A 20,114-nucleotide genomic window follows, 5' to 3' on the forward strand; every position below is an offset into this window, starting at 1 on the left:
GAAGGCGCCGGGCCGAACGGGTCGGGCGCGTTGTTTATCCAAGTACTTTCGAGGTGATTCCCATGATGAAAGGTGGCATGGCCGGCCTGATGAAGCAGGCGCAGCAGATGCAGGAAAAAATGGCCAAGATGCAGGAAGAACTGGCCAACGCCGAAGTCACCGGCAAATCCGGCGGCGACATGGTGACCGTGGTCATGACCGGTCGCCACGACATCAAGCGCGTCAGCATCGACCCAAGCGTGGTCGAAGGCCTGAGCGAAGATGATAAGGAAATGCTCGAAGCCCTCTTCGCCGCCGCCGTCAATGACGCGGTGCGCAAGATCGAAGCCAATAGCCAGGACAAGATGTCCGGCATGACCGCTGGCATGCAACTGCCGCCGGGCATGAAACTGCCGTTCTGATTCGCCATCCCGGTCGGGATGGGCTACACACAATGCCAGGCATCGCGCCTGGCATTTTTGTTTCTGTCATAGGGGTGAGCGGTGACACAAACCTAACCTGTGGGAGCAAGGCTCTGTGGGAGCAAGGCTTGCCCGCGATACAGACGCCTCGGTTTGTCGGAACTGCGCGCCATCGTTCATCGCGGGCAAGCCTTGCTCCCACAATGACCCGCTGAACAAACATCGAACGCCGCGCCCCCGATAATGGTCTGCTCCCTATACGTGCCACTCAACGATCAAGGAGACGCTTCCATGTCACAAGCATCGACCACCAGCCAGCGCATCGTCCTGGCCTCTCGCCCCCACGGCGCCCCGACCCCGGACAATTTCCGCCTGGAGCACGTGACCCTGCCGGACCTGGCACAAGGGCAGATCCTGCTCAAGACGCTGTTCCTGTCCCTGGACCCCTACATGCGCGGGCGCATGAGTGAAGGCCCTTCCTACGCCGCTCCGGTGGAAATCGATGAAGTGATGACCGGCGGCGCTGTCAGCCGCGTGGAACGTTCGACGCACCCGAAATTCCAGGAGGGTGATCTGGTGGTGGGCGCCACGGGTTGGCAGAGCCACAGCATCAGCGACGGGCGCAACGTGATGCCCATCCCCTCGGGGTTGCCCAGCCCGTCGATGGCTTTGGGTGTACTGGGCATGCCGGGCATGACCGCTTACATGGGACTGATGGACATTGGCCAGCCCAAGGCCGGGGAAACCCTGGTGGTCGCGGCCGCCTCGGGTGCCGTGGGCTCGGTGGTCGGCCAGGTGGCGAAGATCAAGGGCCTGCGTGTGGTCGGCGTCGCGGGCGGCAGCGAAAAATGCAAGTACGTGGTCGACGAGCTGGGTTTTGATGCTTGTGTCGATCACAAGAGCGAAAATTTTGCCGAGGAACTGGCGCGGGCCTGTGACAAGGGCATCGATATCTATTACGAAAACGTCGGCGGCAAGGTCTTCGATGCCGTCGTGCCGTTGCTCAACGCCAAGGCACGGATCCCGCTCTGTGGCCTGATCGCGTCCTACAACGAGCATCAGGCGCCGAGCGGCCCGGATCGCTTGCCGCAACTGCAGCGCACCTTGCTGACCAAGCGCGTGCGGATTCAGGGGTTTATTGTGTTTGATGACTACGGTGACCGTCAGCCGGAGTTCACCAGTGCCATGGCCCCTTGGGTGCGCGATGGCAAGGTCAAGTTCCGCGAGGACGTGGTCGATGGCCTGGAAAATGCGCCACAGGCGTTTATCGGCCTGTTGGAAGGACGCAACTTCGGCAAGTTGGTGGTGCGAGTCGCGCAGGATTGAGTATTTGACGCTAATCGGAGGCGCGGGTATAAACCGCGTCTCGTTGTTATGTCGGACATTTCCTCCATGAGCTTCAGCCCTTTGATTCGCCAACTGATCGATGCCCTGCGAACGTTGCCGGGTGTGGGTCAGAAAACTGCCCAGCGCATGGCGTTGCAATTGCTTGAGCGTGATCGCAGCGGCGGTTCGCGCCTGGCCCAGGCCTTGAGCCAGGCCATGGAAGGCGTGGGGCATTGCCGCTTATGCCGCACCCTCACCGAGGACGACCTCTGCCCGCAATGCGCCGACCCGCGTCGGGACGACACCTTGCTCTGCGTGGTGGAGGGGCCGATGGATGTGTATGCGGTGGAACAGACTGGTTTTCGTGGCCGTTATTTCGTGCTCAAGGGCCATTTGTCCCCGCTCGACGGCTTGGGGCCTGAAGCCATCGGCATTCCACAGCTGATCGCGCGGATCGAAGAGGCGGGCACGTTTACGGAAGTCATCCTCGCCACGAATCCGACGGTCGAAGGCGAAGCCACTGCCCATTACATCGCCCAGTTGTTGAACAACAAAGGCCTGATCGCCTCCCGCATCGCCCACGGCGTGCCGCTGGGTGGGGAGCTTGAACTGGTAGATGGCGGGACGTTGGCGCATTCGTTTGCGGGGCGCAAGCCGATCGCTTTGTAACAGCAGCAACACGATCCCCTGTGGGAGCGAGCTTGCTCGCGATGGCGGTAGATCAGCCGATATCTATGTTTGCTGACACACCGCTATCGCGAGCAAGCTCGCTCCCACAGGGTTACTCACTCGGTAATTATTTTTCGCTGAGCGAAAACTGCGTCAGGCAGAACGTCGCAATCCCCATGTCTTCCAGACGCTGGGAGCCGAGCAGTTCCGGCAAGTCAATGATCGCTGCGGCCTCGTGGACCTTGGCGCCCATGCGGCGGATCAGGTTGGCGGCGGCGATCAGCGTGCCCCCGGTGGCGATCAGGTCATCGAACATCACCACCGAATCCCCCTCGCACAGGCTGTCGGCATGCACTTCAAGGAAGGCTTCGCCGTATTCGGTCTGGTAACCCTCGGCCAGCACGTCGGCCGGCAGCTTGCCTTGCTTGCGAAACAGGATCAGCGGCTTGTTCAACTGATAGGCCAGGATCGAGCCGATCAGAAAGCCCCGGGCATCCATCGCGCCAATGTGAGTGAACTCGGCCTCGACATAGCGGTGGGCGAAACTGTCCATGACCAGGCGCAGGGCGGTCGGGGATTGGAACAGGGGGGTAATGTCGCGAAAGATCACGCCGGGTTTGGGGAAGTCGATCACGGGACGGATCAGGGATTTGATGTCGAAGGAGTCAAAGACCATCGTGGAAGTGTCCTGGCAGGGCTGCAAACGGCGCAGTATAGCGCGGCGAGGCCAATCCCTCAGCCGCGCTTGTCCATCAGCCTTCGATCGAGCCGCCGGCCAGGGCGCAAAGCTGGATCGGGTCGAGGATGTGAATTTCCTTGCCTTCGGCGGCAATCAACTCGTTCTGCTGGAAACGGGTGAACACCCGGGACACGGTTTCCACCGCCAGGCCCAGGTAATTGCCGATTTCGTTGCGCGACATGCTCAGGCGGAACTGGTTGGCCGAGAACCCGCGGGCGCGGAAGCGCGCCGAGAGGTTGACCAGGAACGTGGCGATGCGCTCGTCGGCGGTTTTTTTCGAGAGCAGCAGCATCATCTGCTGATCGTCACGGATTTCCCGGCTCATGACCCGCATCAACTGGCGACGCAGTTGCGGCAACTGGATGGCCAGCTCGTCCAGGCGATCAAAAGGAATTTCGCACACCGAGGTGGTCTCCAGCGCCTGGGCCGAGACCGGATGGGTCTCGGTGTCCATGCCCGACAGGCCCACCAGTTCGCTGGGCAGGTGGAAACCGGTGAGCTGTTCTTCGCCGCCGTCGCTCAGGTTAAAGGTTTTCAAGGCGCCCGAGCGCACCGCATAGACGGAATCGAAGGTGTCACCCTGGCGAAACAGAAATTCACCTTTTTTCAACGGACGGCCCCGTTTAACGATTTCGTCCAGCGCCTCCATGTCCTCCAGATTCAATGAAAGTGGCAGGCACAGAGGCGCCAGGCTGCAATCCTTGCAGTGGGCCTGGTTGTGGGCGCGCAGTTTGACTGGCTCGGACATTTCTTCAATCCTTGTGGGAAAACACACATAAGACGTAAGGGTACCCCAGTGCAGGCACTCCGACTAGCGCGCTTTCCTCGTCAAATTGTCGCGCTCAGATAACGCGGGAGAAACGCTGCCGATTATGTTGTTCCAAATAGGCGTCGAACACCATACACACCGATCGCACCAGCAAGCGACCAGCGGGCGATACCTGGATGTGGGTGTCATCCAATTTGATCAGCCCATCCTCGGCCATCGCCCGCAATTGCGGCCAAAGCGGGGCGAAGTAACCGCGGAAATCGATATTGAAGCGTTGCTCGATCTCGGCGAAGGCCAGATGAAAGTGACAGATCAACTGCTGGATCACCGCGCGTCGCAACCGATCGTCGGTATTGCAGATCAGGCCGCGACTGGTCGCCAATTGCCCGTTGGCGAGGGTGTTCTGGTAATGGTTCAGGTCGCTGCTGTTCTGGCAGTACACATCGCCGATCTGGCTGATGGCCGACACGCCGAGGCCGATCAGGTCGCAATGCCCATGGGTGGTGTAGCCCTGGAAGTTGCGCTGCAACGTGGCCTCTTCCTGGGCGATGGCCAGCTCGTCGTCGGGCAGGGCGAAGTGGTCCATGCCCACGTAGCGGTAGCCGGCGCAGGTTAGCTGTTCGATGGTGTCTTGTAGCATCGCCAGTTTTTGCTCCGGGTTCGGCAAGTCCTGGCTGTTGATGCGCCGCTGGGGCATGAAGCGTTCCGGCAGGTGGGCGTAGTTGAACACCGAGAGCCGGTCCGGTTGCAGGTGGATGACTTCCTCGACGGTGCGGGCGAAGGTGTCCGGGGTCTGCTTGGGCAGTCCATAGATCAGGTCGATGTTGATCGAACGGAATTGCAAGGTCCGGGCAGCCTCGACCACGGCGCGGGTTTCTTCCAGGCTTTGCGGGCGATTGACGGCACGCTGCACCGCCGGGTCGAGGTCTTGCAGGCCGATGCTGACCCGATTGAAGCCCAGTTCACGCAATAGCCCCATGGTCGACCAGTCGGCCTCCCGGGGATCGATCTCGATGCCGTAGTCGCCGGAATCGTCGTCCAGCAGATTGAAGTGCTGGCGCAGCGAGGCCATCAGTTGGCGCAGCTCGTCGTGGCTGAGGAACGTCGGGGTGCCGCCGCCAAAGTGCAGCTGCTCCACGCGCTGGGTGGGGTCCAGGTGACAGCCGATCAGCTGGATCTCCTGTTCCAGGCGTTGCAGATAGGCGTGGGCGCGGCCACGGTCCTTGGTGATGACCTTGTTGCAGGCGCAGTAGTAGCAGATGTTCGCGCAGAACGGCACGTGCACATACAGCGACAGTGGCCGCCGGGCCTTGCGGCTGTCACGCAGGGCATGGAGCAGGTCGAAGGTGCCCACCTGGCCGCCGAACTGCGCCGCAGTCGGGTACGAGGTGTAGCGTGGTCCCGCCAGGTCGTAGCGGCGGATCAGGTCTGAGTCCCAACGGATGGCGTCGAGCATGCGGGTGTTCCCCGGGTAGGCTGGCATGGGGCGAGTCTAGGGGGCTGGGCACGAGGCCGTTTTGATTTGTGTCAACGGGCATGGGGAGTTGTCGAGGATGATGTCAGCCCAGACAGCTCAAACCCGTGGCGAGGGAGCTTGCTCCCGCTCGGCTGCGCAGCAGTCGCTATATCTGTGGATGCGTTCTGCCTGAGGATTGTTGAGGCCTGCTTCGCAGGCCAGCGGGAGCAAGCTCCCTCGCCACAGGGCTGGTCAATGCCCCATGAGCCAATGCTGATGCGGCCCTGGCAATGTCCAGACGCCAAAGACAATCACCAACAGCCCACCGGCCATGCGCACGCTGCGTTTGCGCAGCAGGGCGGTGATGCGCTCGGCGGCCAGGCCGGTGGCGAGCAGCACCGGCCAGGTGCCCAGGCCGAAGGCGAGCATCAGTAAGGCACTGTCCAGAGCATTGCCCTGGCTGGCGGACCAGAGCAGGGTGCTGTAGACCAACCCGCACGGCAGCCAGCCCCACAGGGCGCCGAGCAGCAAGGCCCGGGGCAGACTCGACACCGGCAGCAAGCGGTTGGCGACGGGCTGGATGTGCCGCCACAGGCCACGCCCCACGCTTTCGATGCGGGTCAGGCCGCTCCACCAGCCCGCCAGGTACAGGCCCATGGCAATCAACAGCAAGCCGGCCAGCACCCGCATGATCATCGCGGCCGGGCTGTTGGACACAGCCCAGCCGGCCAGGCCGATCAGCAACCCGGCGGTGGCATAGCTCAGGATCCGCCCCAGGTTGTACGCCAGTAGCAACCGAAAGCGGCGGCTGCGCTGTTCCTTGGGAATCGCCAGGGTCAGGGCGCCCATCAGGCCGCCGCACATGCCCAGGCAGTGGCCGCCGCCCAACAGGCCAAGGATGACGGCCGAAACCAGCAGTGGCGCCAGGTCAAGCATGGGGCGGGGCCTTGTCGTCCGGCTGGCGGGCCTCGCCACTGGCTTCGTCCACCGCTGCCTTGTGGTTCGGGTCCTGATCGTCGAACAGAATACTGTGGGCCGGACCGTCGAGGTCGTCGTACTGGCCGCTGTCCACGGCCCAGAAGAAAATGTACACGGCGATGGCCACGATCAGCAGCGCGGCCGGGATCATCACGTAAAGAGCTGGCATGTCGGAACTCCATGCCCGCGCGGCTCAGGCCGGCAGCGGGCGGGTATCGGGCGTGGCGGCGAAAACCTGCGCCTTGGGCTGACGCGTTAGCCTCAGGGCATTCAACACCACGGTCAACGAACTGATGGACATGCCGACCGCGGCCCACACCGGCGTAATCCAGCCGAGGGCGGCGAACGGCAACATGAGGCCATTGTACAGCCCTGCCCACACCAGGTTCTCGACGATCACCCGGCGAGTGCGCCGGGCCAGGTTGAAGGCATGGATCAGGGCGTCGAGGCGGTTGGACAGCAGCACGGCGTCGGCGCTGGTCTTGGCCAGGTCGGTGGCCGAGCCCATGGCGACACTGATGTCGGCCGCCGCCAGCACGGGCACGTCGTTCACGCCATCGCCGAGCATCAGCACCTTGCGGCCCTGTTGGTGCAATTGCTGCAATACCGCCAGTTTATCGTCCGGGCGCAGGCCGCCGCGGGCTTCATCGATGCCCAGTTCGGCGGCGACGCTGGCGACCATCGGTGAGCTGTCGCCCGACAGCAGCAGCGTTCGCCAACCCCGTGCCTTGCAGGCCGCCAGCAGGGCCGGAGCATCGGCGCGCAAGCGGTCATCGAGGACGAACCAGGCCAATGGTCCGATCTCGTCGCCCAGCAACAGCCATTGCCCGGGTTCGTCCGGCATTTGCGGCACGGCGGCGCCACTCAGTTCGCAGACAAAACCGGGCTGGCCGATGCGCAGGCGTTGTTCGGCCACGAAGCCTTCCAGCCCCAGTCCCGGGGTGCTTTGCACCTGCTCGGCGGCCAGTGGCGCGCGGCCGAAGGCTCGGGCGATGGGGTGTTCCGAGCGGTTTTCCAGGGCCGCGGCCAGCCCCAGGCATTGATCGCTGTCGAGGGCCGCCAACGGCCGAATGGCGCGCAACGCCAGGCGGCCTTCGGTGAGGGTTCCGGTCTTGTCGAAAATAACCGTGTCGATCTGGTTCAGGCCTTCCAGCACATGGCCGCGTGTCAGCAGCAGGCCAAGTTTGTGCAAGGTGCCGGTGGCCGCGGTGAGGGCGGTCGGCGTGGCGAGGGACAATGCGCAGGGGCAGGTGGCGACCAGCATCGCCAGGACGATCCAGAAAGCCCGCGAGGCATCAAGTTGCCACCACAACAGGCCGATGGCCGCTGCCGCGACCAGGGAGAACAGCAGGAACCATTGAGCGGCGCGGTCGGCGATTTCCGCCAGTCGCGGTTTCTCGGCCTGGGCCCGCTCCAGCAGCCGCACGATGGCCGACAACCGGGTGTCTTGCCCGAGGGCCAGCACCTCGACGGTCAAGGCGCCTTCGACATTCAGTGTGCCCGCGGTGACCGCATCGCCCGCTTGTCGAGGTTGTGGCAGGTACTCGCCGGTCAGCAGCGATTCGTCGATGCTGGACTGCCCCTCGAGGATCTTGCCGTCAGCCGGCAGGACCGCCCCGGGATGCACCAACACCCGGTCACCAGTGCGCAATTCGCTGAGCAGGATGCGTTCACTCTGGCCGTCAGCCGCCAGGCGCAGGCACGAGGCCGGCAGCAGATTGACCAGTTGGGCGGTGGCGGCGGCCGTGCGCTCCCGGGCCCGGCGTTCCAGGTAACGGCCGGCCAGCAGGAACAGGGCGAACATGCCCACGGCATCGAAGTACAACTCGCCGACGCCGGTGATCGACGTCCAGATTCCGGCAACGTAGGCGCTGCCAATTGCCAGGGACACCGACACGTCCATGGTCAGGTGGCGGGTGCGCAGGTCGCGCATGGCGCCTTTGAAGAATGGCGCGCAGCTGTAGAACACGATGGGCGTGGTGAGAAACAAGGCGACCCAGCGCAGGATGGTGTGCATCTCGGGACTGAGGTCGATGTTGAATTCCGGCCAGGTGGCCATCGTTGCCATCATCGCCTGGAACCACAACAGGCCGGCCACGCCCAACTGGCGCAGGGCCAGGCGGTTTTGTGCGGCGAGTTGCTCGCACGCCTGGTCGGCCTGGTACGGATGGGCGACGTAGCCGATCTGGCGCAACTCGGCGAGCAGCGTGCTCAGCGGCAACTGGGCGTCGGCCCAACGCACATGCAAGCGATGGTTGGACAGGTTCAACCTCGCCTCAGCCACGGCCGGCAGGCTGCGCAGCTGTTTTTCGATCAACCAGCCGCAGGCGGCGCAACTGATGCCTTCCATCAACAGGGTGGTTTCGGCCAAGTCGCCCTCATGGCGCACGAACGACTGCTGCACATCAGGGCGATCGTACAGCGCCAGTTCATCGGTCAACTGGACGGGCAGGGTCTCGGGATTGGCCGACGCTTCACTGCGATGCAGGTAATAACTTTCCAGGCCACCGGCGACAATGGCTTCGGCCACCGCCTGGCAGCCCGGGCAGCACAGCTCGCGGGTTTCACCGAGGACAACGGCGGTGAAGCGACTGCCAGGGGGGACGGGCAGGGCGCAGTGGTAGCAAGGCTGTGGAGTGGTCATGAGTATTCACATATCGCAGCTTTCAGGGCGTCTGAAAATCTCTTCGCGAGCAAGCTCGCTCCCACAGGGGATGGGCGGTGTATAGCCATCCGCGATCAACTGTGGGAGCGAGCTTGCTCGCGATTGCGCGAAGCGCAGTCGTCTATTTTTTCAGGTCTTCAGCGCCTTGCAGCGGTTCATCGCCGAGCAGGATGGCCTGGTCGTGGTTGATCTGTTCTTCTTCGAACAGGCGCCAGGTCTTGTCGTTCTCCACCCCCAGCAATTCGACAAAGCGCCGGCCTTCGATCTTGTCCGTCAACTGGCCGACGTAGCGACCCGGTTCGCTGTCGTTGCGGGTGAGGATGATCTTGCGGTCCTTCTCCGGCTGGGTCGGCGAGATCAGGCTCAGTTCCAGTGTCTGGGGGCGGCTGTTGCCGTTCAGGCGCAGGTTCACTTCGCCGGTCACGTCATCCAGTTGCACGTTGGCATGCAGTTGCAGGGTCTGGGCCAGCAGTTCGCGCTCCAGCGAGCGGTTGATGCCTTTGCCGGCTTCGTAATAGTTGTCGTTGACCAGGTTGTCCGGGTTCTTCACCGCAATGGTCACCATCGTCAGGCTCAGTGTCACCGAACAGCTCAGGATCGCAATGATAATCCACGGCCAGAGGTGCTTGTACCAAGGGCTGGTGGCGGTTGCTGCAGGCATGTTCATTTCTCTCAACGAGTTTGTGGGCCGATGAACCGGCTCTTGGCTTCGACATGTACGCTTTCGTCATCGGCGTCCTTGAGGATGAAAGTCACCTCGTTGGTGCTCGATGGCAGTTGTTCCGGTGCGCTGGACAGTTCAACCGGCTGGCTGTAGATCTCGCCGGCCGCGACCTTGATTTCCCGGCGGCCTTGCAGCTTGAGGTCGGGCAGGCCGACGGCTTCCAGGACATACGTATGGTCGTGTTGGTCTTTGTTCATGATCTTCAGGCTGTAGACGTTCTCGATCCGGCCTTCGGCGTTTTCGCGGTACAGCACGCGGTCCTTGCTGACGTCGAAACCCACCAGCGAACGCATGAAGAATGCCGCTGCCAGCAAGCTGATCATGACCAGCAGCACCAAGGCGTAACCGATCAGGCGCGGGCGCAGTTTATGGGTTTTCTGCCCCGAGAGGTTATGTTCGGTGGTGTAGCTGATCAGGCCGCGGGGATAATCCATTTTGTCCATGATGTTGTCGCAGGCATCGATGCAGGCCGCGCAGCCGATGCACTCGATCTGCAAGCCGTCGCGGATGTCGATGCCGGTCGGGCAGACCTGGACGCACATGGTGCAGTCGATGCAGTCCCCAAGGCCCAGGGCCTTGTAATCCACGCCTTTTTTGCGCGGACCACGGCTTTCGCCACGCCGCGGGTCGTAGGACACGATCAACGTGTCCTTGTCGAACATCACGCTTTGGAAGCGTGCGTAAGGGCACATGTAGATGCACACCTGCTCGCGCAGCCAGCCGGCGTTGCCGTAGGTGGCGAGGGTGAAGAAGCCGATCCAGAAATACGACCAGCCATCGGCCTGGCCGGTAAAGAACTCGAACACCAGTTCGCGGATCGGCGTGAAGTAACCGACAAAGGTCACGCCGGTGACGAAGCCGATCAGCAGCCACAGGCTGTGCTTGGCGAATTTGCGCAGGAATTTGTTGGCGCCCATGGGGGCCTTGTCGAGCTTGATGCGCTGGTTGCGATCGCCTTCGGTGACTTTTTCGCACCACATGAAGATCCAGGTCCACACGCTTTGTGGGCAGGTGTAGCCACACCACACCCGTCCGGCATAGACCGTGATGAAAAACAGACCAAATGCCGCAATGATCAGCATCCCGGACAGCAGGATGAAATCCTGGGGCCAGAAGGTCGCGCCGAAAATGAAGAACTTGCGTTCCGGCAGGTTCCACCAGACAGCCTGATGGCCGCCCCAGTTCAACCAGACCGTACCGAAATACAGCAGGAACAAGAACCCTCCGCCAAGCATCCGCAGGTTGCGGAACAGGCCCGTGAAGGCGCGGGTGTAGATTTTTTCCCGAGAGGCATACAGATCGACGCTGTTGTTCGCGTCCTTGGCAGGCGGGGTAACGTCATGTACCGGAATCTGGTTACTCATCAAATTGCATCCCACGGCAGTGGAAAAGTGCCGGGGCCAGTACGTGCCGACCTCGGTCAGAAAGGGTGTTGCAGTGGCGCAATGATACGCCTGTCGCTCTGGCTCAAGGGTGCGACCTTTGGTCGCGTTGGGCGTCTGGGCCGAATGGTGTAGCGGATGTAACAAGTCATGACCCAGATCAATTGACTATAGACAGTTCATGGCGTTGACGAAAAAACGAAAGAGGGGTTGTGGACAAATCAGTAGACAGGAGCAACCCCCAACTTGGTCGCTGAAGGCTCCATCAGGTGCGGGCAAATGCCTCTGTCAGGTGCAGGTCTGTCTTTGTGGCGAGGGGATTTATCCCCGCTGGGCTGCGAAGCAGTCCTAAAACCTGCCAACGCGGTGTGTCAGGCCGATGTAATCAGCTTATTGGGGGCTGCTTCGCAGCCCAGCGGGGATAAATCCCCTCGCCACAGGTCCGCACCTGGAGCTTCAGATCTAGTTCTTTTCATCTCCTGACCACGGGTTGAGTACCGACACGCCGCTGCTCTGGAAATCACTTACGTTGCGGGTCACCACGGTCAATCCATGGACCAATGCGGTAGCGGCAATCAATGCATCGCTTTCATTGCTGCGGCCAGGCACATGCAGGCGAGCGCAACGCAGCGCGACGGCACGGTCCACGGCCAGGATCCTGCCGGCAAAGGCCGGCAGCACATGATTATCCAGCCAGGCCCGCAAGCGGCTGCCTTGCGTCGGGTCCTTGCGTTCGAAGCGCAGCACGCCGGTTTCCAGTTCCAGTACGGTAATCGCCGAGACGTACAGGCTGGGAGCGGGAACGCTACGCGCCCAGGCCTGGACGTTTTTATCTGCCTGGGATTTGCGCAGTTCGGAAATGACGTTGGTATCGAGTAGAAACATTCAGGACAGGTCCACCGAGCGGGGTGTGATGACGGCGCGCTCGGTATCGAAATCGATGTCCGGCGCATCGGGCATGACCAACAACTCGACAATGCTGGCGCCAATGCCGGTCAGTTTCTGGTACTCCTCAATGCTTAGCAGCACATGGGCCGGCTTGCCACGGTCGGTGATGATTACTGGCCCTTCACGGGTGGCTTTTTTGGCACCACTTGTGTCGTGGTTGAATTCGCGGCTGGAGATCGTCGTGATGGACATGGGCGCGCCCTCATTTTGAATTCGAATGTAGGCACGTTACTACTGGTATGGAGGGGCGGCAAGCGCAACCGATTCGTCCAGGCTTTTCGACCGGTAACAAAAAGGCCCCGCCAATCGGATTGGCGGGGCCTTTCGTGTATCAGTTGCTTGTCTTACTGGGCGTCAGCGGCCGGAGCCTTTTCGCCGTGAGACAGGCTGTAGACATAGGCCGCCAGCAGGTGGACCTTATCGTTGCCTTGCAGGTCGGCCTGGGCCGGCATCTGGCCCTGGCGACCGTAGCGGATGGTCTGCTGCAGTTGAGCGAAGCTCGAACCGTAGATGAAACCGGCCGGGTGCGTCAGGTCAGGTGCGCCCATGGCGGGCGTGCCCTTGCCGGCAGGACCGTGGCAGGCCACGCAGTTGGCCGCGAACAGTTTCTGGCCGTTGGCCGGGTCGGCCTTGGCGCCTTCCGGCAGCTTGCGACCGTGCAGGCTGGTCACCAGGTAGGCGGCCACGTCGGCCACGCCTTGTTCGCCCACCACGGCAGCCCAGCCCGGCATCACCGCGTGACGGCCGCCCATGATGGTGGTCTTGATGGTTTCCGGCTCACCGCCCCAGCGCCAGTCGGCGTCGGTCAGGTTGGGGAAGCCGTAGGCACCCTTGGCGTCGGAACCGTGGCAGACCGAGCAGTTGGAGGCGAACAAGCGGCCACCCATCTTCAGGGCTTGCGGGTCCTTGGCGACTTCTTCGATCGGCATGGAGGCAAACTTGGCGAAGATCGGACCGAACTTGGCGTCCGAGCGTGCCATTTCCTTTTCCCACTCGTGAACGCCTGTCCAGCCGGTCTGGCCGTTGGCGAAGGCGGTCTGCTTTTCGTTGTCCAGGTAGTTATAGCCTGGCAGCAGGCCTTTCCAGTTGCCCAGGCCAGGGTAGAGCACCAGGTAACCGAGGGCGAACACGATGGTGCCCACGAACAGCATGAACCACCATTTCGGCAGCGGGTTGTCGTACTCCTCGATCCCGTCGAAGGAGTGGCCAACCGTCTCTTCGGTGGCTTCGCTGCGCTGGCCCTTGCGGGTCGACAGCAGCAGCCAGGTCAGGGCGAAGATCGTACCCAGACTGAGGACTGTGACGTACAGACTCCAGAACGTAGTCATTCTTTGTTACTCCTAGAAGCTTGCTCGACGTGCTTGATGGCTTCGGGATCATCCGCGAACGGCAGCAAGGTCGCGTCGTCAAACTCCGACTTGCGCTTGGGGCTGAACACCCACAAGGCCAGGCCGATAAAGGCCACCATCACGACGACGGTGCCCAGGCCACGAATCATCCCGATATCCATCCAGATCACCGTTTGCTTTTGATGATGGTGCCCAGGCCTTGCAGATAGGCCACCAGCGCGTCCATTTCAGTCTTGCCCTTGACGGCATCCTTGGCACCGGCGATGTCTTCGTCGGTGTAAGGCACGCCCAAGGCGCGCAGGACTTCCATTTTCTTGGCGGTGTCTTTGCCGTCGAGCTTGTTTTCTACGAGGAACGGGTAGGCCGGCATTTTCGATTCAGGCACGACGTTGCGCGGGTTGTACAAGTGCGCACGCTGCCAGTCGTCGGAGTAACGGCCGCCAACGCGGGCCAGGTCCGGACCGGTACGCTTGGAACCCCACAGGAACGGGTGGTCCCAGACGCTTTCACCGGCAACGGAGTAGTGGCCGTAGCGTTCGGTTTCAGCGCGGAACGGACGGATCATCTGCGAGTGGCAGCCGACACAGCCGTTGGCGATGTAGATGTCGCGGCCTTCCAGTTCCAGGGCGGTACGCGGCTTCATGCCTTCGACCGGCTTGTTGGTCACGTCCTGGAAGAACAGTGGAACGATCTGGGTCAGGCCGCCGACGCTCACGGCGATGACCATGAAGAAGGCCAGCAGGCCGATATTCTTCTCTACTGCTTCGTGCTTCATCAGTGAGCTCCAACTACGGCGATCTTGGCGGCGGCTTCAGCTTCAGCCGGGTCAGAGGCACGAACGGTGCGGTACACGTTGTAGGCCATGAACAGCATGCCGCTGGCGAAGAACGCGCCGCCCAGGGCACGCACGATGAAGCCAGGGTGGCTGGCTTGCAGCGCTTCGACGAACGAGTAGGTCAGGGTGCCGTCGTCGTTGATCGCACGCCACATCAAGCCTTGGGTGATGCCGTTGACCCACATCGAGGCGATGTAGAGCACGGTGCCGATGGTCGCGAGCCAGAAGTGCGCGTTGATCAGGCCGGTGCTGTGCATCTGCGCACGACCGAACAGTTTCGGGATCATGTGGTAGATGGCGCCGATGGAGATCATTGCCACCCAGCCGAGCGCACCGGCGTGCACGTGGCCGATGGTCCAGTCGGTGTAGTGGCTCAGGGAGTTGACGGTCTTGATGGCCATCATCGGGCCTTCGAAGGTCGACATGCCGTAGAACGCCAACGACACGACCAGGAACCGCAGGATCGGGTCGGTGCGCAGCTTATGCCAGGCACCCGACAGGGTCATCATGCCGTTGATCATGCCGCCCCAGCTTGGCGCCAGCAGGATGATCGACATTGCCATGCCCAGGGACTGTGCCCAATCCGGCAGTGCGGTGTAGTGCAGGTGGTGCGGACCGGCCCAGATGTACAGGGTGATCAGCGCCCAGAAGTGGACGATGGACAGGCGATAGGAATAGATCGGACGCTCGGCCTGTTTCGGCACGAAGTAGTACATCATCCCCAAAAAGCCGGTGGTCAGGAAGAAGCCTACGGCGTTGTGGCCGTACCACCACTGGATCATCGCGTCGGTCGCGCCCGAGTAGGCCGAGTACGACTTGAAGAAGCTGACCGGCAGGGAGGCGTGGTTGACGATGTGCAGCATGGCGGTCACGACGATGAAAGCACCGTAGAACCAGTTACCGACGTAGATGTGCTTGGTCTTGCGCTTGACGATGGTGCCGAAGAACACCAAACCGTAGGTCACCCAGACGATGGCCAGCAGGATAGCCAGGGGCCATTCCAGTTCCGCGTATTCCTTGGTGGTAGTGAAACCCATTGGCAAGGTCACGATCGCACCGACGATCACCGCTTGCCAGCCCCAGAAGGTGAAGGCGGCGAGGCTGTCGGAGATCAGTCGCGTTTGGCAGGTTCGCTGCACGACGTAGTAAGAAGTGGCAAACAACGCACAACCACCGAAGGCGAAGATCACCAGGTTGGTGTGCAGCGGGCGCAGGCGTCCAAATGTCGTCCATGGCAGATCGAAGTTCAACTCCGGCCAGACCAGTTGCGAGGCGATGAAGACACCGAGCCCCATGCCAAGGATCCCCCAGACCACCGTCATGATGGCGAACTGGCGGACTACCTTATAGTTATAAGCAGTCGGACTGATTGCTGTGCTCATTCTAAGGTTCCACGGTTTGGGTGTTTTATTAGGATAAAAATCGGTCGCAAGTATGGAGAAAGCGGGGGGTCATTGCAACGCGCCATGACCTGGGTCAATGCTTTCCAAAGCTGATTCTGCGGCCTTTCCATGTGCCGAGTAGGGACAAAATTGGCCCTCGGCAAAATGTCGCAACGAAGGAAAGAGGCGAGGGGGTCAGGTCGGTTGTAACGGGGTGTGTTCGAACACGGCGTTCGGGTGATGCCAGGCAACTGTCGCAACAGCCGGTATTCACCTGCCTTTGCGGCCTTTTTGTCGAACGATTGTCGAACGCATCGGGTCGGGTCGACCTGAAACCGGCAGTCGCCAGCGCACGCAGAGGCAAGCTTAGACCCGATTCAAGGGAACCGAAAGAAAGACGAAGGGAGGGTGCGACAATGCGTCGCGCAGGGGCAGGGAGCCGCCGCATCCAGATGAATGCGGCGGTTCGTGTGGTCAGGATTTATTCGCTTTTGTGTTCCGCTTGCAGGCGCTCGGTGCCCGCACCCTGGGACAGGCTATAGACGTAAGCCGCGAGCAGTTGCACCTTGTCATTGCCCAACAACTCATTCTGCGCCGGCATGTGGCCCTGGCGACCATGGCGAATGGTCTGCTGCAACTGGGCCAGGCTGGTGCCGTAGATGAAGCCGGCCGGTTGCGTCAGGTTCGGCGCGCCCATGGCTTCGGTTCCCTGGCCGTTGGCGCCGTGGCAGGCGATGCAGGTGGTGTTGAAGGCCTGCTGGCCGGCTTGCAGGTCGGCACCGCTGTCCGCCGGCAACGGCAGGCCGGCCAGGTCGTGGCGTACATACGCGGCCACGTTCTTGACCCCGGCGTCCCCCAGCACTTCACCCCAGGCTGGCATCGCCGCCATGCGGCCGCCCATGATGGTCGCCTTGATGGTGTCGGCGGCGCCGCCCCAGCGCCAGTTGCTGTCGGCCAGGTTCGGGAAGCCGAAGGCACCCTTGGCGTCCGAGCCATGGCAGACCGAGCAGTTGGAGGCAAACAGGCGCCCACCCATCTTCAAGGCCTGTGGGTCCTTGGCCACTTCTTCCACGGGCATGGCGGCGAATTTGGCGAAGATCGGCCCGAACCGGGCGTCGGCCTTGGCCATTTCCTTTTCCCATTCATGGGCGCCGGTCCAGCCGTTTTCGTAGCCGGGCAGGATGCCTTTCCAGTTGCCCAGGCCCGGATAGAGAACCAGGTAGCCAACGGAAAACACCAGGGTGCCGGCGAACAACAGGAACCACCACTGCGGCAGCGGATTATCGTATTCCTCGATGCCGTCGAAGCTGTGGCCCATGGTCTGGTCGACGCTGCCCTTGGTCTCGCCCTTGCGGGTGCCGATCAGCAGCCAGGTCAGGCCGATGAGGCTGCCGATGGTCAGTACGCAGATCCACGTACTCCAGAAGGTGGTCATGGCCGGGTACTCCTTGTCGCAGGGTCTTGGGGGGTGATGTCGGCGGGCGGTTCGTCGGCGAACGGCAGCAGGCGCGCCTGGGCGAATTCCGGCCCGCGCTTGCTGCTGAACACCCACAGGGTCAGGCCGATGAAGGCGATGAACACCACGACGGTGCCCAGGCCACGGATCATTCCAGTGCTCATTTCAAAGAACATCAGGCTTACCTCTTGCTCTTGATGGCAGTGCCGAGCACTTGCAGGTAGGCCACCAGCGCGTCCATTTCGGTCTTGCCCTTGAGCGCGGCCACGCTGCCGGCGATGTCGTCGTCGGTGTACGGCACGCCGAGGGTGCGCATGGCGCGCAGCTTGCCCTCGGTGTGACTGCTGTCCACCGCCTGGGCCACCAACCACGGGTAGGCCGGCATTTTCGATTCGGGCACAACGTTGCGCGGGTTGTACAAGTGGGCGCGGTGCCAGTCGTCGGAGTAGCGTGCGCCGACCCGTGCCAGGTCCGGCCCGGTACGCTTGGAGCCCCACAGGAATGGGTGGTCCCAGACGCTTTCGCCAGCGACGGAGTAGTGGCCGTAGCGCTCGGTCTCGGCGCGGAACGGACGGATCATCTGCGAATGGCAGCCGACGCAGCCTTCACGGATGTAGATGTCGCGGCCCTCCAGTTGCAGGGCGGTGTAGGGCTTCATGCCGTCCACCGGCTTGTTGGTCACGTCCTGGAAGAACAGCGGCACGATCTGGGTCAGGCCGCCAATGCTCACCGCCAGGACCATCAACAGCATCAGCAGGCCGACGTTTTTTTCGATTGTTTCGTGTTTCATGGCGGACTCCTCAGGCCATCTGCGCGGCAGCGGCGGCTTCGGCAGGCTGGTAGGCCCGCACGGTGCGCCAGGTGTTGTAGGCCATCAGCAGCATGCCGAGAAGGAAGATCGACCCGCCCGCCAACCGCACGACGAAGCCTGGGTGGCTGGCCACCAGGGTTTCGACGAAGGAGTAGGTAAGCGTGCCGTCCTCGTTCACCGCACGCCACATCAGGCCCTGGGCGATACCGTTGACCCACATCGAGGCGATGTACAGCACCGTGCCGATGGTCGCGAGCCAGAAATGCGCGTTGATCAGGCCGATGCTGTGCATCTGTGGCCGACCGAAGACTTTCGGGATCATGTGGTACAGCGCCCCGATGGAAATCATCGCCACCCAGCCTAGCGCGCCGGCATGCACGTGGCCGATGGTCCAGTCGGTGTAGTGGGAGAGGGCGTTGACGGTCTTGATCGCCATCATCGGACCTTCGAAGGTCGACATGCCGTAGAACGCCAGGGACACCACCAAAAAGCGCAGGATCGGGTCGCTGCGCAATTTATGCCAGGCCCCCGACAGGGTCATCATGCCGTTGATCATGCCGCCCCAGCTGGGTGCCAGCAGGATCAGCGACATCACCATGCCCAGGGACTGCGCCCAGTCCGGCAGCGCGGTGTAGTGCAGGTGGTGCGGGCCGGCCCAGATGTACAGGGTGATCAGTGCCCAGAAGTGGACGATGGACAGGCGATAGGAATACACCGGACGTTCGGCCTGTTTCGGCACGAAGTAGTACATCATCCCCAGGAAGCCTGCGGTGAGGAAAAAGCCTACGGCGTTGTGCCCGTACCACCATTGCACCATCGCATCCGTGGCCCCGGCGTACACCGAGTAGGATTTGGTGAAACTCACCGGCAGTTCCAGGTTGTTGACGATGTGCAGGATCGCCACGGTCAGGATGAACCCGCCGAAGAACCAGTTACCGACGTAGATGTGCTTGGTGTTGCGCTTGGCCACGGTGCCGAAGAACACGATGGCGTAGGCCACCCAGACGATGGTGATCAGGATGTCGATCGGCCATTCCAGTTCGGCGTATTCCTTGGAACTGGTGTAGCCCAGGGGCAGGCTGATGGCCGCCAGCAGGATCACCAGTTGCCAGCCCCAGAAGCAGAACGCGGCGATTTTCGGCGCAAACAGCTGGGTCTGGCAGGTGCGTTGCACCGAGTAGAACGAACTGGCGAACAGGGCGCAGCCGCCGAAAGCGAAGATCACTGCGTTGGTGTGCAGCGGGCGCAGGCGGCCGAAGCTGGTCCAGGGCAAATCGAAGTTGAGTTGTGGCCAGACCAATTGGGCGGCGAGAAAAACCCCGAGCCCCATGCCGACGATGCCCCACACCACCGTCATAATGGCGAATTGGCGGACCACCTTGTAGTTGTAGGCGGTACTGATAGAAGTGTTCATGGTTCCCCATCCACGGTTCAGCCGAAGTGAGCGCCTGCGCAAGGCAGTGCGGCGTTCTTCGCCTGGAGTTATAGGCAGACTAAAAGCGAGGCAAGCATGGACAAACAGCACAAGGCCAGTATTGACGGGGATCAATGGGCGCGGTGCGTCGCGCAACACGGCTGGCTGTGGACGTGGCCGCGCAGCCGGGCGCGGGCGCCACGCCTGCGACCCTGATTCTGGCCCATGGTGCCGGTGCGCCGATGGACAGCGGTTTCATGGAGGAAATAGCCACGCGCCTTGCTGCACGGGGCGTCAACGTATTGCGTTTCGAGTTTCCTTACATGGCCCAGCGGCGTCTGGATGGGGGGAAACGCCCGCCCAACCCGGCACCTAAGCTGCTGGAATGCTGGCGTGAGGTGTACGCCACGGTGCGGCCTTATGTCGCTGGGCGGCTGGCCATTGGCGGCAAGTCCATGGGCGGGCGCATGGCGAGTTTGCTGGCCGATGAGTTGGGCGTCGATGCGCTGGTGTGCCTGGGCTATCCCTTCTATGCGGTGGGTAAGCCGGAGAAGCCCCGGGTCGAGCACTTGGCCGCATTGAAGACCCGAACCTTGATCGTCCAGGGCGAGCGCGATGCGTTGGGCAATCGGGAAGCGGTGCAGGGCTACAGTTTGTCTCCGAGCATCGAGGTGTTGTGGTTGGTGGCGGGGGATCATGACCTCAAGCCGTTGAAGGCTTCGGGGTTCAGTCATGAGCAGCATCTGGAGGCGGCGGCGCAGGGGGTGTCCGGGTTCCTGTCTCAAGATTGATGGTGCCTGTCATGGCCTC

The 20,114-nt window shown here is 62.1% G+C and carries 21 protein-coding genes and 1 pseudogene; 4 read left to right on the forward strand and 18 right to left on the reverse strand.

The window, feature by feature from the left end; genetic code table 11:
- Nucleotides 1-62 precede the first annotated feature (62 nt).
- From PSH84_RS13785 to recR, 3 genes are all read left to right on the forward strand, one after another.
- The gene (locus tag PSH84_RS13785) at nucleotides 63-401 is read left to right on the forward strand and encodes a YbaB/EbfC family nucleoid-associated protein (protein ID WP_003183512.1); all 339 of its coding nucleotides are present in this window, start codon (nucleotides 63-65) and stop codon (nucleotides 399-401) included.
- Between the two features lie 291 nt (nucleotides 402-692).
- On the forward strand, nucleotides 693-1,727 hold the full coding sequence (curA, locus tag PSH84_RS13790; protein ID WP_305483075.1) for an NADPH-dependent curcumin/dihydrocurcumin reductase: 1,035 nt from the start codon (nucleotides 693-695) through the stop codon (nucleotides 1,725-1,727).
- Between the two features lie 66 nt (nucleotides 1,728-1,793).
- Nucleotides 1,794-2,396, forward strand: coding sequence for a recombination mediator RecR (gene recR, locus PSH84_RS13795; RefSeq protein WP_122568397.1), 603 nt, complete (start codon nucleotides 1,794-1,796; stop codon nucleotides 2,394-2,396).
- Between the two features lie 127 nt (nucleotides 2,397-2,523).
- Here recR and PSH84_RS13800 read toward each other — a convergent pair whose 3' ends face one another.
- The 18 genes from PSH84_RS13800 to ccoN (PSH84_RS13885) form a co-directional block, all read right to left on the reverse strand.
- Complete coding sequence (locus tag PSH84_RS13800) at nucleotides 2,524-3,072, reverse strand: adenine phosphoribosyltransferase (RefSeq protein WP_122567915.1); 549 nt, start codon at nucleotides 3,070-3,072, stop codon at nucleotides 2,524-2,526.
- Nucleotides 3,073-3,148: 76 nt separating this feature from the next.
- The gene (fnr, locus tag PSH84_RS13805) at nucleotides 3,149-3,883 is read right to left on the reverse strand and encodes a fumarate/nitrate reduction transcriptional regulator Fnr (protein WP_122567916.1); all 735 of its coding nucleotides are present in this window, start codon (nucleotides 3,881-3,883) and stop codon (nucleotides 3,149-3,151) included.
- 94 nt (nucleotides 3,884-3,977) lie between these two features.
- Complete coding sequence (gene hemN / locus PSH84_RS13810) at nucleotides 3,978-5,360, reverse strand: oxygen-independent coproporphyrinogen III oxidase (protein ID WP_305483077.1); 1,383 nt, start codon at nucleotides 5,358-5,360, stop codon at nucleotides 3,978-3,980.
- 252 nt (nucleotides 5,361-5,612) lie between these two features.
- Nucleotides 5,613-6,296, reverse strand: coding sequence for a sulfite exporter TauE/SafE family protein (locus PSH84_RS13815; protein ID WP_305470359.1), 684 nt, complete (start codon nucleotides 6,294-6,296; stop codon nucleotides 5,613-5,615).
- Nucleotides 6,289-6,507, reverse strand: a complete 219-nt coding sequence (gene ccoS, locus PSH84_RS13820) for a cbb3-type cytochrome oxidase assembly protein CcoS (protein ID WP_122567917.1) — start codon at nucleotides 6,505-6,507, stop codon at nucleotides 6,289-6,291. The genes PSH84_RS13815 and ccoS overlap by 8 nt, the downstream gene beginning before the upstream one ends.
- A 24-nt stretch (nucleotides 6,508-6,531) precedes the next feature.
- Nucleotides 6,532-8,982, reverse strand: coding sequence for a heavy metal translocating P-type ATPase (locus tag PSH84_RS13825; protein WP_122567918.1), 2,451 nt, complete (start codon nucleotides 8,980-8,982; stop codon nucleotides 6,532-6,534).
- 142 nt (nucleotides 8,983-9,124) lie between these two features.
- A complete protein-coding gene (locus PSH84_RS13830; protein WP_122568399.1) occupies nucleotides 9,125-9,664 on the reverse strand; it encodes a FixH family protein in 540 nt (179 codons plus the stop codon).
- Nucleotides 9,665-9,675: 11 nt separating this feature from the next.
- Entirely contained in the window at nucleotides 9,676-11,091 is a 1,416-nt protein-coding gene (ccoG, locus tag PSH84_RS13835) for a cytochrome c oxidase accessory protein CcoG (RefSeq protein ID WP_305483078.1), read from the reverse strand.
- 480 nt (nucleotides 11,092-11,571) lie between these two features.
- Nucleotides 11,572-11,994: a type II toxin-antitoxin system VapC family toxin gene (locus tag PSH84_RS13840; protein WP_305470361.1), complete on the reverse strand. Its 423-nt coding sequence runs from the start codon at nucleotides 11,992-11,994 to the stop codon at nucleotides 11,572-11,574.
- Entirely contained in the window at nucleotides 11,995-12,249 is a 255-nt protein-coding gene (locus tag PSH84_RS13845; protein ID WP_122567922.1) for a type II toxin-antitoxin system Phd/YefM family antitoxin, read from the reverse strand.
- Nucleotides 12,250-12,401: 152 nt separating this feature from the next.
- A complete protein-coding gene (gene ccoP / locus PSH84_RS13850) occupies nucleotides 12,402-13,385 on the reverse strand; it encodes a cytochrome-c oxidase, cbb3-type subunit III (protein ID WP_305470362.1) in 984 nt (327 codons plus the stop codon).
- The gene (locus PSH84_RS13855; RefSeq protein WP_003183474.1) at nucleotides 13,382-13,567 is read right to left on the reverse strand and encodes a CcoQ/FixQ family Cbb3-type cytochrome c oxidase assembly chaperone; all 186 of its coding nucleotides are present in this window, start codon (nucleotides 13,565-13,567) and stop codon (nucleotides 13,382-13,384) included. The genes ccoP (PSH84_RS13850) and PSH84_RS13855 overlap by 4 nt, the downstream gene beginning before the upstream one ends.
- Nucleotides 13,568-13,572: 5 nt before the next feature.
- Nucleotides 13,573-14,181: a cytochrome-c oxidase, cbb3-type subunit II gene (gene ccoO / locus PSH84_RS13860; RefSeq protein WP_122567923.1), complete on the reverse strand. Its 609-nt coding sequence runs from the start codon at nucleotides 14,179-14,181 to the stop codon at nucleotides 13,573-13,575.
- Nucleotides 14,181-15,623 (reverse strand): cytochrome-c oxidase, cbb3-type subunit I, encoded by a 1,443-nt coding sequence (ccoN, locus tag PSH84_RS13865; protein WP_053120682.1) that lies wholly within the window; start codon nucleotides 15,621-15,623, stop codon nucleotides 14,181-14,183. Before ccoN (PSH84_RS13865) ends, ccoO (PSH84_RS13860) begins: the two co-directional genes overlap by 1 nt.
- A 481-nt stretch (nucleotides 15,624-16,104) precedes the next feature.
- Nucleotides 16,105-17,058: a cytochrome-c oxidase, cbb3-type subunit III gene (gene ccoP / locus PSH84_RS13870; RefSeq protein WP_122567924.1), complete on the reverse strand. Its 954-nt coding sequence runs from the start codon at nucleotides 17,056-17,058 to the stop codon at nucleotides 16,105-16,107.
- Nucleotides 17,055-17,255, reverse strand: coding sequence for a cbb3-type cytochrome oxidase subunit 3 (locus PSH84_RS13875; RefSeq protein ID WP_060743060.1), 201 nt, complete (start codon nucleotides 17,253-17,255; stop codon nucleotides 17,055-17,057). Before PSH84_RS13875 ends, ccoP (PSH84_RS13870) begins: the two co-directional genes overlap by 4 nt.
- A gap of 5 nt (nucleotides 17,256-17,260) precedes the next feature.
- Entirely contained in the window at nucleotides 17,261-17,869 is a 609-nt protein-coding gene (gene ccoO, locus PSH84_RS13880; protein ID WP_122567925.1) for a cytochrome-c oxidase, cbb3-type subunit II, read from the reverse strand.
- 10 nt (nucleotides 17,870-17,879) lie between these two features.
- Nucleotides 17,880-19,304 carry a cytochrome-c oxidase, cbb3-type subunit I gene (gene ccoN, locus PSH84_RS13885; protein WP_003199614.1) on the reverse strand — a complete coding sequence of 475 codons (1,425 nt, stop codon included), beginning with the start codon at nucleotides 19,302-19,304 and terminating at the stop codon, nucleotides 17,880-17,882.
- A gap of 96 nt (nucleotides 19,305-19,400) precedes the next feature.
- On the opposite strand from ccoN (PSH84_RS13885), the pseudogene PSH84_RS13890 reads away from it, so the two are divergent.
- Nucleotides 19,401-20,095, forward strand: a pseudogene (locus PSH84_RS13890) (alpha/beta family hydrolase).
- Nucleotides 20,096-20,114 lie beyond the last annotated feature (19 nt).

This window comes from Pseudomonas beijingensis, from assembly GCF_030687295.1.
Classification (GTDB): domain Bacteria; phylum Pseudomonadota; class Gammaproteobacteria; order Pseudomonadales; family Pseudomonadaceae; genus Aquipseudomonas; species Aquipseudomonas beijingensis.